General features: G+C 73.3%; 11 protein-coding genes. 6 read left to right on the top strand and 5 right to left on the bottom strand.

What is annotated here, in order from left to right; all coding sequences use genetic code 11:
* A complete protein-coding gene (purL, locus tag QQK22_RS00875; protein ID WP_284248685.1) occupies positions 1-2,295 on the bottom strand; it encodes a phosphoribosylformylglycinamidine synthase subunit PurL in 2,295 nt (764 codons plus the stop codon).
* A 251-nt stretch (positions 2,296-2,546) separates the two neighbouring features.
* Here purL and QQK22_RS00870 point away from each other — a divergent pair, with 251 nt between their 5' ends.
* The 3 genes from QQK22_RS00870 (at position 2,547) to QQK22_RS00860 (ending at position 5,376) form a co-directional block, all read left to right on the top strand.
* Positions 2,547-3,143: a hypothetical protein gene (locus QQK22_RS00870; protein WP_284248683.1), complete on the top strand. Its 597-nt coding sequence runs from the start codon at positions 2,547-2,549 to the stop codon at positions 3,141-3,143.
* An 89-nt stretch (positions 3,144-3,232) separates the two neighbouring features.
* Positions 3,233-5,047, top strand: coding sequence for a hypothetical protein (locus QQK22_RS00865; RefSeq protein ID WP_284248681.1), 1,815 nt, complete (start codon positions 3,233-3,235; stop codon positions 5,045-5,047).
* The gene (locus tag QQK22_RS00860; RefSeq protein ID WP_284248679.1) at positions 4,993-5,376 is read left to right on the top strand and encodes a hypothetical protein; all 384 of its coding nucleotides are present in this window, start codon (positions 4,993-4,995) and stop codon (positions 5,374-5,376) included. Before QQK22_RS00865 ends, QQK22_RS00860 begins: the two co-directional genes overlap by 55 nt.
* A gap of 86 nt (positions 5,377-5,462) precedes the next feature.
* Here QQK22_RS00860 and QQK22_RS00855 read toward each other — a convergent pair whose 3' ends face one another.
* The 3 genes from QQK22_RS00855 to QQK22_RS00845 form a co-directional block, all read right to left on the bottom strand.
* Positions 5,463-6,314, bottom strand: coding sequence for a siderophore-interacting protein (locus QQK22_RS00855; protein WP_284248677.1), 852 nt, complete (start codon positions 6,312-6,314; stop codon positions 5,463-5,465).
* Between the two features lie 197 nt (positions 6,315-6,511).
* Entirely contained in the window at positions 6,512-8,599 is a 2,088-nt protein-coding gene (locus QQK22_RS00850; protein ID WP_284248675.1) for an acyl-CoA dehydrogenase family protein, read from the bottom strand.
* A 27-nt stretch (positions 8,600-8,626) separates the two neighbouring features.
* Complete coding sequence (locus tag QQK22_RS00845) at positions 8,627-9,340, bottom strand: TetR/AcrR family transcriptional regulator (protein ID WP_284248673.1); 714 nt, start codon at positions 9,338-9,340, stop codon at positions 8,627-8,629.
* 77 nt (positions 9,341-9,417) lie between these two features.
* Here QQK22_RS00845 and QQK22_RS00840 point away from each other — a divergent pair, with 77 nt between their 5' ends.
* A complete protein-coding gene (locus tag QQK22_RS00840) occupies positions 9,418-10,533 on the top strand; it encodes a hydroxymethylglutaryl-CoA reductase (RefSeq protein ID WP_284248671.1) in 1,116 nt (371 codons plus the stop codon).
* Positions 10,534-10,652: 119 nt separating this feature from the next.
* The gene (locus QQK22_RS00835; RefSeq protein WP_284248669.1) at positions 10,653-11,846 is read left to right on the top strand and encodes a hydroxymethylglutaryl-CoA synthase; all 1,194 of its coding nucleotides are present in this window, start codon (positions 10,653-10,655) and stop codon (positions 11,844-11,846) included.
* A 78-nt stretch (positions 11,847-11,924) separates the two neighbouring features.
* Here the strand turns inward: QQK22_RS00835 and QQK22_RS00830 are convergent, their stop codons facing one another.
* Complete coding sequence (locus tag QQK22_RS00830; protein ID WP_284248666.1) at positions 11,925-13,976, bottom strand: AAA family ATPase; 2,052 nt, start codon at positions 13,974-13,976, stop codon at positions 11,925-11,927.
* A 158-nt stretch (positions 13,977-14,134) separates the two neighbouring features.
* On the opposite strand from QQK22_RS00830, the gene QQK22_RS00825 reads away from it, so the two are divergent.
* Positions 14,135-15,499: an acetyl-CoA C-acetyltransferase gene (locus tag QQK22_RS00825; protein WP_284248664.1), complete on the top strand. Its 1,365-nt coding sequence runs from the start codon at positions 14,135-14,137 to the stop codon at positions 15,497-15,499.

The following is a 15,499-nucleotide window of genomic DNA, read 5'->3' as shown; positions in this document are numbered from 1 at the left end:
TCAGCCGAAGTGGCGCGCCAGCGTCCCCGTGCTGGCTGCGCGCAGCTCCTCGACGCCGAGCTCGATCCCGTCGATCTCGAGCGCACCGTCCTCGGTCGTCTCGCCCAGCACCACCAGCGGCACTCCCCGTGCCGAGCAGAGGTCGGCCAGCGCCACCTCGCTGCCGCGCGGCACGGCGACCACCGCGCGCGCCGTCGACTCCGAGAACAGGGCCGTGGCGAGGTCGACGCCGTCGCGCGTGCGCAGCCCCTCGAGGTCGATGCGGGCGCCGACGCCGAACCGCAGCGTCGCGTCCACGAGCGCCTGGCCGAGGCCACCCTTCGAGAGGTCGTGCGCGGCCAGCACGAGGTCGTCGCGCGAGGCGTTGACGAGCACGGCCGCGAGCGCCTTCTCGGCCGCGAGGTCCAGCCGCGGCGGCAGACCACCGAGGTGACCGTGCACGACGTCGGACCACACGGACCCGTCGAGCTCGGCGCGCGTGGTCCCGAGCAGCACGATCGTCTCGCCGGCCCCGCGCCAGCCCGACGGCGTGGCGTGCGCGACATCGTCGAGAACGCCGAGCACCCCGACGACGGGCGTGGGGTTGATCGAGGAGTCGATCCGCCCCGGCTCGCCGGTGCCGTTGTAGAGGGAGACGTTGCCGCCGGTCACGGGCACGCCGAGCGTCTGGCACGCGTCCGCGAGGCCGGTGATGGCCTCGACGAGCTGCCACATCGAGTCGGGGTCCTCGGGGCTGCCGAAGTTGAGGCAGTCGGTGACGGCGAGGGGCCGCGCGCCCGTCGTCGCCACGTTGCGGTAGGCCTCGGCGAGCGCGTGCTGCGCCCCGAGCCGCGGGTCGAGCTTCGCGAACCGGCCGTTGGCGTCGGTCGCGATCGCGACGCCGAGCCCGCTCGCCTCGTCGACGCGGACCACGCCGGCGTCGTCGGGCATCGCCAGCGCGGTGTTGCCCTGCACGTAGCGGTCGTACTGGTCCGTGATCCACGACGCCGAGGCGAGGTTCGGGCTCGCGACCAGCGCGAGCAGCTGCTCGCGCACCTGCTCGGGCGTGCTCGGCAGCGCGAGGCCGGCCGCGGCGACCGAGTCGGCGTTGAGCGCGTCCTGCCAGGCCGGGCGGGCGTACGGGCGGTCGTAGACCGGACCCTCGTGCGCGACGGTGCGGGGGTCGACGTCGACGATGCGGTGCCCGTGGTGGTCGATCGTGAGGCGGCCGGAGTCGTTGACCTCGCCGATGACGGCGGTCTCCACGTCCCACTTCGCCGTGACGGCGAGGAACGCCTCGAGCTTCTCCGGCGTCACGACCGCCATCATGCGCTCCTGGGACTCCGACATCAGGATCTCGCCCGCGGTCAGCGAGGGGTCGCGCAGCAGCACGGAGTCGAGCTCGACGTGCATTCCGCCGTCACCGTTGGAGGCGAGCTCCGACGTCGCGCACGAGATGCCCGCGGCGCCGAGGTCCTGGATGCCCTCGACGAGGCCGCCGTGGAACAGCTCGAGGCAGCACTCGATGAGCACCTTCTCCATGAAGGGGTCGCCGACCTGGACGCTGGGCCGCTTGGTGGGGACGCCTCCCTCGAACGTCTCGGACGCGAGGATCGAGGCGCCGCCGATGCCGTCGCCGCCCGTGCGGGCGCCGAACAGGACGACCTTGTTGCCGACGCCGGAGGCGTTGGCCAGGTGGATGTCCTCGTGCCGCAGCACGCCGACGCACAGCGCGTTGACGAGCGGGTTGCCCTGGTAGCAGGGGTCGAACTCGGTCTCGCCGCCGATGTTCGGCAGGCCGAGCGAGTTGCCGTAGCCGCCGACGCCGCCGACCACGCCGTGCACCACGCGCGCCGTGTCGGGGTGGTCGATCGCGCCGAAGCGCAGCTGGTCCATCACGGCCACGGGGCGCGCGCCCATCGAGATGATGTCGCGCACGATGCCGCCGACGCCGGTCGCCGCGCCCTGGTAGGGCTCGACGTAGCTGGGGTGGTTGTGCGACTCGACCTTGAACGTCACGGCCCAGCCGCCACCGATGTCGACGACGCCCGCGTTCTCACCGATGCCGACCAGCAGGTGCTCGCGCATCGACTCGGTCGTCTTCTCACCGAACTGGCGCAGGTGCTTCTTGCTCGACTTGTAGGAGCAGTGCTCCGACCACATCACCGAGTACATCGCCAGCTCGGCGGCCGTCGGGCGCCGCCCGAGGATGCCGACGATGTCCGCGTACTCGTTGTCCTTCAGGCCGAGCGAGCGGAAGGGGAGCTCCAGCTCGGGGGTCTCGGCGGCGTGCGCGACGGTGTCGGGGGTGCTCATGAGGTCCTGTCACGTCAGTGGAGTGGCCGGTCACAGGATAGTCGGGCGACGACGACGCCACGTGCCCGTCCGGCGGCACCCGTCCTGCCCCCGGACCCGTCCCCCGCTGCGCCCCCTCGATCGGGCAGGGTGGGTGGGACGAACGGAACGACGCCGGACACGACGACGGGAGCCATCATCACCACCCGAGCCGCACGACGCCTCACGACCCTCTCCGCCCTCACGCTCGGTGGAGCGCTCACGATCACCGCGTGCTCGCCGCCCGGAGGGGAGACGACGCGACGCCGTCGTCCGACGCCACGCCCTCGTCCTCCTCGTCCTCGTCCTCGTCCTCGTCACCGACGTCCTCCTCGCCGTCGTCCTCGACGGCTGACGCGCAGGACCTGGCCGAGTGCGTGCTCGGCGACTGGGCCATGGACACCGCCTCGATCACGGACGGCCTCGCCGCGGACGCGCCGGAGGACGCCGAGTTCACCGCCGAGGGCGACTCGCTCGTGACCTTCGGGCCCGACACGATGGTCGTGACGATGGACTTCACCTCCACGTTCTCGATCCCCGCCCCCGCCGGGGCGACGGGCCCGGACCTGGAGGGGTCCTCGGTGGCGGACGGGAGCTACGAGGCGGAGTACAGCATCGACGGCGACCGCATGGTCTACGGGGACCTCGTGGACGCCTCGGGTGGGATCGTCAACACCACGCAGGGTGGGCAGGCGCAGCCGCAGCAGTTCGAGGACGTCGCGACCGGGCTCGAGGGCCAGGAGTCCGTGCTGACCTGCGACGGCGACGAGCTGACCATCGCGCCCGTCGGCGTCGCCGACGCCCTCACGCAGGTGTTCACCCGCGAGTAGGCGCGTTCCTCGTAGGCTCCGCACGAGCACCAGCTCGCGCGAGACCCCGGTAGTTGCCGCGTCGCGGCAGAGATGGCAGAACAGTGGACATGACTCACGCCAACCCGAGCGTCACCGGCACGATCGCTCCCGACGGCTCCTCCGAGATCGTCGCGGACGGCATCGCCGTCCCGGTCGCACCGGCCGGCACCGACCTCCTCGAGGCCCGCGCGGCGATCACGACCTACCTGGCGCGGCGCGCTGCGGCCACCGGTCCGGTCACGGTCGAGGTCACCGACCCCGAGGTGCGCGTGCAGCTCATGGTCCACCCGGACGGCACGGTCTCCTACCTGTCGGTGGACCAGACCTCCGCGCCCGACGGCGGGGCGTCGCCCTCCGCACCCGCCGCACCTCCCGCCGCGGCCGGGAGCCACGAGGACCCGTTCGCCGCTCCGGCGGCTGGTGGCGGAGCCGTCGAGAACTGGGACGACCGACCGATCGACGAGACCCGCGTCGCTCCCCCGACCCGCGTGCGCCGTCGCGACTACGCGGCGGCGCGCGAGGCCGCCGCCGCGAACGGTCAGGACATCGAGGACGTGACGCTGCCGGCGTCCTCCGGCCTGCCGTCGGGGTTGGCGTTCGCCCCGCCCGCGACGCCGGCGCCCGCAGCGCCCGCAGCGCCGCCGGAGCCCGCGGGCGGACTGGTCGACCGCGCACCGTTCTCGGCGCCGGCCCCGCCCGCCGCCGGGGCGACGTCGTCGGACCTCCCGCCGGTCGAGCTTGAGCAGATCGGTCACGACGAAGCGGCTGCTTCGCCGGCGGAGCAGCACGACGCGGTCGGGGACGATGCGGCGGACGACGCCGCGGTCGTCGCCGAGCCCGCCACCGAGGGCCGGTCCGACGTCGGGGCGGTCGCCCCCGTCGACGCACCTGACGAGCCCACCGGGACGGCGCCGGAGGACGCAACCGGCACAGCCGGGCCCACCACGTGGGAGATGCCGCGGACCACGAGCGCCGCGCCCTGGGCGGCACCGACGCCGGCGCCCGTGCCCCCGGTGCAGGCTCCGGCGCCTTCGGTGCAGGCGCAGCCCGTCGTCCAGCCGAACGCCGAACCCGCCCCGAACGCTCCGGCTCCGGCTACGGACCCGGCGTCGGCCCCCGCACAGCAGTGGGGCCAGCAGCCGCCCTCGGCGTTCGGCCAGCCCCAGCACCCGCAGCCGCAGCCGCAGCCGCCGACCCAGCCGTTCGGCCAGCCGCAGCAGCACGGCGGACCCGACCAGAACGCCCCGACCGGGGCCTACGGCCAGTCCGAGGCCCAGCCGTCCCCCGCGACCCGGCGCGAGGCGCGCTCCTCCTTCCTCCAGGCCGGCGACCACGAGGCCCCGGCGACGCAGGGCCTGCGCGGCGCGCTGCAGCGCATCGGCATCAAGGTCGCCCCCTCCCAGGCCGAGCGCAACCAGCGGTCGGACGAGTCCGCCGTCGCGCAGCACTGGCCGGGCACCCGCACGATCGCCGTCGTCAACGGAAAGGGGGCGCGGGCAAGACCCCGAGCACGGCTATGCTCGCGGCCGTCTTCGCACGTCAGGGCGGTGGCGGCGTGCTCGCGTGGGACAACAACGAGACGCGCGGGACCCTCGGGTGGCGCACCGAGCAGGGGTCGCACGAGTCGACCGTCCGGGACCTGCTGCCCCGCACCGATGACCTGCTCGCCCCCAGCGCCCGCGCTGCGGAGGTCGCCTCGTACGTGCACCACCAGACGCGCGACAAGTACGACGTGCTGCGCTCGGCGCCCCACCTGCTCTCCGCGCACCAGCGCATCAGCGGTGACGACTTCGACGCGGTGCACGACGTCGCCTCGAAGTACTTCCGGATGCTGCTCATCGACTCGGGCAACGACGAGGCGGCCGAGCACTGGCTGCGGATGATCGACCACGCGCACCAGCTCGTCGTGCCGCTGCGCGCCGAGGACGAGCACGCCGAGGCCGCCGCGCTGCTGCTGGAGGAGCTCGCCGCGCGCGACGAGCACTCGGCGCGGCTGGCGAGCGGCGCCGTCGCGATCGTCTCGGAGGCGCGGACAGACGCGAGCGCGAAGGCCCAGACCATCGCGAGCGGCTTCCGCACGATGGTGCGCTCCGCCGTCGTGATCCCCTACGACCCGGCTATGGTCGGTGGCGTGCTGCGGTTCGACGCCCTCAAGGGCGCGACGCAGCGCGCGTGGCTCCGCGCTGCCGCGGAGGTCGCCCGCGGCCTCTGACCCACACCGTCGAGATGCGACATCGGCACCGAGGCACGACCCCGGAGGTCGCATCTCGGTGCCGATGTCGCATCTCGGCGACGGTCTCAGCTGGCGCGGGCCTGCTCCTCGGCCTCGACGGCCTCGTTCCAGGCGCGCTTGCCCTCGCGCCACTGCTCGTCGTTCGCGCCGAGCCGCCAGTAGCCGGAGATCGACAGCCGCTCGCGCGGGATCTGTCGCTCGAAGCGCAGGTGGCTGCGCAGCGCCTTCACCCAGCCGGCCTCGCCGTGCACGAACGCGTGGACGTCGCCGTCGGGCAGCTCCAGCGCCGTCGTCGCGGCCACGATCGCCTCGCCCGGGTCGGTGTCGTTGCACGCCGCGTGGATCCACCGGAGGGACACGTCGGCCTCGCTGGGCAGCGCGATCTCGTCGCCGGAGTTCTCGACGCCGATCACGACGTCGGCGCTCGCCCCGAGCGGCAGCCGCTCCACGGCGGCGGCGATCGCGGGCAGCGCGCTCGCGTCGCCCACGAGAAGGTGGTGGTCCGCCTCGAGGTCGGGCGAGTACGCGCCGCCGGGACCGCGGACCTGGACCTTCGCACCGGGACCGTAGGGCTCGACGTCGCGCGCCCAGGGGCCGGCGACGCCGTCGTCGCCGTGCACGACGAAGTCCATCGCGAGCCGGTCGCGCGCGGCGTCGAACCAGCGGATCGTGTAGGTCCGCAGCACGGGCCACTCGTGCGCGGGGCGCGTCTCGCGGATCTGCTCGACGTCGTAGGGGAAGCCGAGCTCGACGCCGCGCGGCGGCAGCTCGAGCTTCACGTACGCGTCGGCGAACTCGTTCATCGGGAAGGACGCCAGCGAGGCGCCGTCGACACCGCCGAACTCCAGGCGCACCAGGTGCGGCGTCACCCACTCCCGCGCCACGACCTCCAGCTGCGTCACCACTCCGCGTCCCACGCCACTCTCCTCGTCTAGGTGAGGCAACCCTAACTCAGGCACGGGAGCGAGCGCCCTCGCCGTTCCCCGCGCCCCCACCCCGCCGTCCCCGGCCGATCCACGAGGAAGAAGCAACGGTCGCGAGGACGATCCTCAGCGGATCTTCCTCGCGACCGTTGCTTCTTCCTCACCAGGTGGGCAGCCCCCGTGGCGGTGCGTCAGACCGGCTGCGCGACCTTCGGCCCCGTGGACCCGTCGGTCACCGCCGGCAGGTGCTTCTCGCTGATCGGCGCCTCGCCCGTGGCGCGCTGACGCCGCACGTACGCCATCGCCTCGGCCTGACGCTCTGCCTCGACGCCCGTCGCGATCTCGGCGCGCAGGTGCTCCGGTCCGTACCCGAACGCCTCCACGAGCTCGAGCGCGTGCGGGCGCAGCCGCAGCAGCAGCCGCTCGACGTAGGACGTGACCGTCCGCGCGCGCTGGGCCGACAGCCGACCGTTCACGAGGTACCACGCGAGGTTCTTCTCGATGGTCGTGAGAGCGAACAAGTCGCGCAGCCACCGCAGGACCTTGGCGGTGTCGGGGTCGCGGACCTCGGCGAGCGCGGCGGTGAAGGACTCCCACCGCAGCAGCTCGCCGTGCGCCCGGGCCGCCTCGACGAGCTCCGCCTGGTCGGCGTCGAACGCCGCGGCCCGCTCCGCCGCCGTGCCCTTGAGCGAGGGTCGCATCCGCAGCGCGATCTCCTCGACCATCGTCTCCACGCGGTCCTCGAGCAGCTCGCGCTGCACGGCCGGGTCGCGCAGCTCCTCGGCGGAGCGGGCGCGCGAACCCCAGTCGCGGATCGACTGCGACGCGCGGCGCAGCGGCGTGCGGTGCAGCGCCATGTCGCCGGCTCGCTCGGCGACCCACCGGGCCTGCCCGGCGACGTCCATCTTCGCCGTCGAGCGCCCGTAGTCCGTCAGCAGGCGCTTGCCGACGAGCTGCAGCAGCACCGTGTTGTCTCCCTCGAACGTCGCGTAGACGTCCCAGTCGGCGCGCAGCCCCACGAGCCGGTTCTCCGAGAGGAACCCCTGCCCGCCGCACGCCTCGCGCGCGGTCTGCAGCGTCTCCAGCGCGAGCCAGGTCGACAGGGGCTTCGCCGCGGCCGCCAGCGTCTCGAGGTCCTGGCGGTCCTCGTCGGTGTCGTGCTCGCCCGAGAAGATGCCGTGGAACCGCTCGAGCAGGTCGTTGTGCAGGAACTGCGCCGCGTAGGTCCGCGCGAGCAGCGGCAGGAGGCGACGGCGGTGCGTGCCGTAGTCCGCCAGCACGGTCTCGACCTCGGGGTCGGCACCGGTGAACTGGCGCCGCTCCTCGGCGTAGCGCCACGCGATCGCGAGCGCCATCTTCGCGACGCCGGTGCTCGCGCCGTCGAGCGAGACCCGCCCCTGGACGAGGGTCGAGAGCATGGTGAAGAACCGCCGACCGGGTGAGGCGATCGGGGAGCTGTACTCGCCGTCGACCGCGACGCTTCCGTAGCGGTCCAGCATGTTCGTGCGCGGGACGCGCACGTGGTCGAACGCGAGCCGGCCGTTGTCGATGCCGTTGAGCCCGCCCTTGTGACCGTCGTCCTGGCTCGTGACGCCCGGCAGCATCGGGTGGGCGCCGGAGTCGTCGCGCTCGGCGGACGCGTCCCGGATCGGCACGTAGAAGGCGTGCACGCCGTGGTTCACGCCGCGCGTGATCAGCTGCGCGAAGACGACGGCGGCCGTGCCGTGCAGAGCGGCGTTGCCGAGGTAGTCCTTCCACGCCGCCCGGTAGGGCGTGTGGATGACGAACTCCTGCGCGTCCGGGTCGTAGGTCGCGGTGGTGGCGATGGAGGCGACGTCGCTGCCGTGGCCCGTCTCCGTCATCGCGAAGGCGCCCGGGACGGCCAGGCTCATGATGTCGGGCAGGAACTCGGTGTGGTTGTGCTCCGTGCCGAGGTGCAGGACCGCCGCACCGAACAGGCCCCACTGCACGCCCGCCTTGATCTGCAGCGAGGGGTCGGCCACGATCAGCTCCTCGAACCCGGCGATGTTGCCGCCAGGGTCGTCGGCGCCGCCGAGCGCGGCCGGGAACGCGCGCTGGACCTCGCCGAGGTCGGCGAGCTTCTGCAGCGAGGTGAGCACCCGGGCGCGGTGCTCGGGGTAGGGCTGACCGGGCAGGCTGACGAGGTCGAGGTCGGTGCACAGGTCGCGCGTGTGGCGGCGGCGCTGCGCCCAGCGGCCGTCCAGGAGATCGGCGATCGTGGCGACGGCGAGCTGGCGCTCGGTCTTCTCGGCGGACATGCGGGCTCCTTCGACTTCTCGTGCTGATCAGCGGGTGGGGTGTGGTGAGGTGACGGCGGGGGTGCCGACGCAGATCCAGTCGGCGAGGGTGTCGGCCAGCTCGTGCAGCTCGGCTGCGTCGACGTCGTGGGCGCCGGCGGCCGACCCCGCGCCCTCGCGGTCCGCGAGCCAGACCTCGGCGGAACCTCGCACGAACCCGATGACCCCGGCCGACCACATGCGGGCCCGCGCCGGGTCGCCACCCTGGTCGGCGACGACGTCGGCCAGGACCGGGACGAGCAGCGCCGCGGCGTCGTCGGCGAGCGTGCGCAGCGGCCCGCTGCTCGGGGCGGAGTCGCCGCCGCGCGTGACGAACGCGTAGACCGACGGCGAGGTCGAGATCATCTCGAGGTAGACGCCGACCATCGCGCGGATGACGGCGTGCGGCCCGTGCGCGCGGTGCGTCGCGTCCGCGAGCGCCGATCCCATGTCGCGAAGGACGGCCTCGCCGACGGCGGTCTGCAGCCCGCTGCGATCGCTGAAGTAGCGGTAGACGATCGACTTGGAGGTGCCGATCGCCGTCGCGATCTCGTCCATCGAGAGGTCGGGGCCGCCGTGGTGGATGGCGCGGCGGGCGGCGCGGGTGAGCTCGTCGAGCCGGGCGGCGCGGTGGGTGTCCCAGCGGCGCGAGCGGCCGTCGGGCCGGGCGTCGCCCTCGGCGACGTCGGTCCGGGTGGCCACATCCTCGACGACACGACTCATGAAACTCAGAGTATCAGGTACTTCCGGTTCGAGGTGGTCGCGGGGGAGCGCGACCCGCCACGGGGTAGCGTCGTGCGGTGGCCTCCTCCGCTCCCGCCCGCCCGACCGGCACCTCCAGCACCCCCGTCCCCCTGAAGTGGGTCGGCCCGCTGCGGATCAGCAGCCCGGCGCTCGGCGGCACGCAGGAGATCAGCGTCCCGCTCGCGACCTACGAGACCCCGCTGTGGCCGTCGGTGGGGCGCGGCGCACGCGTCTCGACGATGGTCGAGGAGGGGATCCGCGCCGTCGTGGTCGACGAGCGCATGACGCGCTCGATCCTGCTGGAGGCCGACGACGCGGCGACCGCCCTCGCGGCCTGGCGCCGGCTGGAGGACTCGCGCGAGAAGCTGCAGGCCGTCGTCGCCACGAGCAGCCGCTTCGCGCGGCTGATCGACATGCACGTGCAGATCGTCGGCGACCTGCTGTTCCTGCGCCTGGAGCTCACCACCGGCGACGCCTCGGGCCACAACATGGTGACGCTCGCGGGTGAGCGCCTGATGGACCACATCCTCGCGACGATCCCGGGCGTGCGGTACGTCTCGCCGTCGGGCAACTACTGCATCGACAAGAAGGCCTCCGCCGTCAACGGCATCCTGGGCCGCGGCAAGAACGTCGTCACCGAGATCCTGCTGCCCCGCGAGGTCGTCGAGCGGCGCCTGCGCACGAGCGCGGCCGCCGTCGAGAAGCTCAACGTGCGCAAGAACCTCATCGGTTCGATCCTCGCCGGGTCGCTGCGCTCGGCCAACGCGCACTACGCCAACATGCTGCTCGGCTTCTACCTGGCCACCGGCCAGGACGCCGCGAACATCGTCGAGGGCTCGCAGGGTGTCACGCGCGCCGAGGACCGCGACGGCGACCTCTACTTCTCCTGCACGCTCCCCAACGTGATCGTCGGCTCGGTCGGCAACGGCAAGGGCCTGCCGGAGGTCGACGAGGCCCTGCGGCTCCTCGGCTGCCGGGAGGAGCGCGAGCCTGGCGAGAACGGGCGGCGCCTCGCGGTGCTCGCGGCCGCCACGGTGCTGTGCGGCGAGCTCTCCCTGCTTGCGGCGCAGACCAACCAGGGCGAGCTCATGCGCTCGCACGTCGTGCTCGAGCGCGGCGCCGGTCGTGGAGATCGGGTGCAGGCTCCGCCCGCGCAGGACCCGGTGTCGTGATCTGAGGGTCCCCAGGTCCATAATCGAAGGCGGGCGCTCGCGGGCGCCCACCCTCAGGCACCCGGCCCCGGGAGATCCCCGGGGACGCCGCAGGTGCCGATGCGAAGGAGTTCCGCCAGATGGTTCGACACGAGTCGGGCAAGCCGGTCGCGATCGGCATCCACGACCTCGCCCTGGCGACCTCGCAGCACAGCCTGTCCCTGACGGACCTCGCCGACCACTACGGGATCGACCCCGCGAAGTTCAGCGTGGGCATCGGCCAGGACGTCATGAGCGTGCTCGCGGGCGACGAGGACATCGTGACGATGGCGGCCGACGCGACGGCCCGCATCCTCGAGCGCAACGGCACCGACGGGATCCGCACCCTCCTGTTCGCCACGGAGAGCGGCATCGACCAGAGCAAGTCGGCCGGCGTCTACGTGCACAAGCTCGTCGGCCTGCCCGCCACCGTGCGCGTGGTCGAGCTCAAGCAGGCGTGCTACTCGGCGACGGCGGCGCTGCAGTTCGCGGTCGGGCTGATCGCCCGCGACCCGTCGCAGAAGGTCCTGGTCGTGGCGAGCGACGTCGCGCGCTACGACCTCGGCTCCTCGGGCGAGTCGACGCAGGGTGCCGCGGCCGCCGCGATGCTCGTGCAGGCCGACCCCGCGATCCTCGAGGTCGAGAACGCCGCGGGCGTGTTCACCGACGACGTCATGGACTTCTGGCGCCCGAACTACCGCTCGACCGCCCTCGTGGACGGCAAGGGCTCGATCAAGGCCTACCTCAACGCGATCGGCGGCGCGTGGGAGGACTACCGCGCGCAGGGCGGTGCGGCCTTCGAGGACTTCGCCGCGATCTGCTACCACCAGCCGTTCACGAAGATGGCGACCAAGGCGCACCGGCACCTGGCGGTGCTCGCCGGCGGCAACCCCACGCCCGCGGAGGTGGCCGCTGACCTCGACGAGACGATGCGCTACAACCGCCTCATCGGGAACTCCTACACGGCGTCGGTCTACGTGGCCCTCGCCTCGCTCCTCGAGCACCACGACGGCGACCTCACGGGTGCGCGCATCGGTCTCGCGAGCTACGGCTCGGGTTCGGTCGCGGAGTTCTTCGGGGGCGTCGTGCAGCCCGGCTACCGCGAGCGCCTGCGGGGCGCCGAGCACGCGGCGATGATCGAGCGCCGCACGCCGCTGGACCACACCGCCTACGAGGTGCTGCACAAGACGACGCTGCCCGAGGACGGGCGCGAGTACCGCACGGCGCGCGAGACGACGGCCCCGTTCCGGTTCGCCGGGATGCAGGCGCACCAGCGCCTCTACGAGACCGCCTGACCCCCGCCCCCTCCTTCGCGAGAGCTTTCCTGACCCTCCCCGAGAGGTTTACGGACCCTCCCCGAGAGGATCTCCGACCTACAGGTACATCCCCGGCGCACTGACCTCGGCCACCACACCCCGCGCGGGCACGTCCTGCGGCAGCAGCGTGCGGATGTCGCTCGTGCTCGGGTCGGTCATCGCCACGATGCGCACGGCCTGGAGCGCCGTCGCCTCCTCGAAGACGTTCCGCATGAACCGCCCGTTGCCGAAGTTGCGCGGCCGCACGCGCGGGATCAGCGAGCGCACCGCGAGCTCCACCCCCCACGCGAGCGTGTAGCCCGCATGCGTCGCGACGAGCCGGAAGATCGCCCACAGGTCGTCGTCGGCGTAGTCGGCGAAGTCGAGGGTGGTCGGGAAGCGCGAGGCGAGACCCGGGTTGGCGTCGACGAACCGCGCCATCTCCTCGGGGTAGCCGGCCGCCACCACGACGAGGTCCTCACGCATGTCCTCCATCAGCTTCACGAGCGTCGCCACGGCCTCGTGCCCGAAGTCGCGGAAGGAGTCGCGCGGCACGAGCGCGTACGCCTCGTCGATGAACAGCACCCCACCCAGGGCCTTCTCGACGACGGCGCGCACCTTCGGCGCGGTCTGTCCGATGAACTCCCCGATGAGGTCACCGCGGCTGACCTCGACCAGGTGGCCGCGCGAGAGCAGGCCCTGCTGCGCGTAGATCCGCGCGAGGATGCGCGCGACCGTCGTCTTCGCCGTCCCGGGGTTGCCGAGGAACAGCAGGTGCCGCGAGCGTTCGCTGGGCGGCATCCCGGCGCGCACGCGCAGGATCTCGGCCTTCGCCTCCGCCTGAAGCCGCACCACCTGCTCCTTGATCGGCCCGAGCCCGATGAGCTCTCGCAGGTCCTCGAGCGGCTCACCGATCTCGACCTCCTCGACCTCGAGGGCGACGACGTCGCCGCCCTCCCCGTCGCGCAGCCCGAGCGGGCGTCCGTGCTCGTCGCGCGCACCGCCGTCGTCGGCCGTGGGCGCCTGGACCACGTGCGTGGCGAGCTGCGCCAGCAGCGGGTTGACCCCGCGACGCACCGTGAAGAGCTCCTCGAGGTCCTCGGCGTGGTGCAGCGGGTTGATGACGGGCGAGGTCGTCGTCGGCACGCCCGGCAGCGACGGCACGTAGGAGGCCAGCACGCTCCCCATCGCCATGTAGAGGCGGACCAGCTCGAGCTCGCCCGCCTGCATGCCGCGAGCGAGGAACGCCCGGGTCGCCGTGTTGGACAGCTCGGCCTGGAAGCCCGGCCGGCCCGCGTTCCAGCGCTGCTGCACCTCGGCCGCCGCCTCCGCACCGATGGCGGCGGCCAGCATCGGCGGAACGCCGACGCTGCGGCCGAGGCACGCGTCCGCGAGGAAGCCGGTCGTGGGAGCCTTCCGCCCCGTCACCCCCTCCAGCAGCGACGTCAGCGTCTCGAACGCCGGGTAGGCCCAGGCCACGACGTCGAGCGGCCCCGCCAGCTCGGGCAGCACCGAGTAGACCTCGTCCGAGAGGTCGTTGCGCCAGTAGCGGCGGATCTCGTCCATGGAGCCCTGCTCGTGCAGCGCACCGAGCTCGGCGTCGTCGCCGTCGAGGATCGCCGCGAACACCCCCGCGAGCGCCGCGCGCCGCTGCTCCAGCTGGGGGACGCCGGTGAACAGGTCGAGGATCGCGCGCGTGGTCTCGAGCGCGTGGAGCCGGTCCCACCCCTTCGTCGCGGCCCACGAGAGCATGTTGGTCGGCCATTCCGTCCCGGCGCCGGCGTAGCGCCAGGCACTCTGCGGGTCCAGCATCTTCCCCGGCTGCAGGTGCCGCTCGACGAGCTCCCACGGCAGTCGCGAGTGCGGTCCGGCGAAGATCGGCGTCGGCCCCGCGAGCCACGCGGCGGCCTCCCACACGGTCGGCACGGCGCGCGACGTGCCGGCGACGTACGTCGCGCCCCCGGTCACGGGCGACCCGGTCGCCTCGTCACGCGCGAGTCGCTCGATCGCGGAGTGCGTCTCCGCGAGCCAGCCGTCCGGGAGCAGCCAGGGCGCCACCGCGCCGACGACGTCGAGGTGGTCCGCCGTGCCCAGCAGCGGTTCGTACTTCTCAGGCAGGTGCAGGCGCACGGGGCGACGTCCTCGGGGTCGATCGACGGGTCGGTCGCAGGATATCCGGGGCACGCACGCCGCAGCGGGTCGCGTCCGCACCCCACCGACGGCCAGGTATCCGGTACGGTGAGTCCTAGAAACTTTCGGCCCGGTCCCCCGCACACGAGAGGTCAGCGATGACGAGCACACCCGAGACCCCCTCCCCCGCCGTCGACACCGGGTCCGCCGCGCGGCCCTCCGGCACCGCCGTCGTCGTCGGCGGGAACCGGATCCCGTTCGCGAAGGCGGGCGGGCACTACGCCGGCGCGAGCAACCTCGACATGCTGACGGCGGTGCTCGACGGTCTCGTCGCCCGCCTCGGCCTCGCGGGCGAGACGATCGGCGAGGTGCGCGCAGGCGCCGTCCTCAACCACTCCAAGGACTTCAACCTGGCGCGCGAGGCGGTCCTCGGGACCGCCCTCGCGCCGACGACGTCGGCGGTCACGATCCAGCGCGCGTGCGCCACGAGCATCGAGGCCGCCTGGGACCTCGCGAACAAGATCACGCTCGGGCAGATCTCCTCGGGGATCGCCGGCGGCGCCGACTCCACCTCCGACGCGCCCATCGTCGTGTCCGAGCGACTGCGCGGCATCCTGCTCAAGCTCAACCGGGCCCGCTCGGTGCCGGACAGGCTGAAGCTCGTGGGGCAGCTGCGCCCGGCCGACCTCGCTCCCGTCGCGCCGAACGTCAACGAGCCCCGCACCGGGCTCTCGATGGGTGAGCACCAGGCGCTGACCAACCTGCGCTGGCAGGTGACGCGCGAGGCGCAGGACGCCATCGCGCTGGCGTCGCACACCCACCTCGCGCAGGCGTGGGAGGAGGGTCTTTTCGACGACCTCGTCACCCCGTTCCGCGGCCTGACGCGCGATGCCGCGCTGCGCGCCGACACCACCGCCGAGGCGCTCGCGAAGCTGCGCACCGTGTTCGGCAACGATCACCCCGATCCCACGATGACCGCCGGCAACTCCACCCCGCTGTCCGACGGCGCGGCCGCCGTCCTGCTCGCCTCGCCGCAGTGGGCGGCCGAGCACGGTCTGCCGGCGCTGGCGCGCGTGGTCGACGCCGAGGCCGCCGCCGTCGACTTCGTCCACGGCGAGGAGGGGCTGCTCATGGGCGGCGCCTACGCCGTGCCGCGCCTGCTCGCCCGCCAGGGCCTCGCGCTCGAGGACATCGACCTCGTCGAGATCCACGAGGCGTTCGCCGGCGTCGTGGCCGCCACCACGGCCGCGTGGGCCGACGAGACTTTCGCCGCGGAGAAGCTGGGCCTGCCGGCGCTCGGCACCCTCGACCCCGCTCGCCTCAACGTCGCGGGCTCCTCGCTCGCCGCTGGGCACCCCTTCGCCGCCACCGGCGCCCGCATCGTCGCCACGCTCGCGACCCTCCTCGCCGGCCGCAAGGCCGCGCTGGTCGCCGAGGGCGGCAGTCCCGACACCCCCGTGCGGGGCCTCATCTCCGTCTGCGCCGCCGGCGGTCAGGCCGTCGCGATGCTCCTGGAGGCCTGA

The sequence above is a fragment of the Litorihabitans aurantiacus genome, assembly GCF_030161595.1.
In the GTDB taxonomy this organism is placed as follows: Bacteria; Actinomycetota; Actinomycetes; order Actinomycetales; family Beutenbergiaceae; genus Litorihabitans; species Litorihabitans aurantiacus.
The sequence above is the reverse complement of the archived record's forward strand: the minus strand, read 5'-3'. Positions and strand labels throughout refer to the sequence as shown.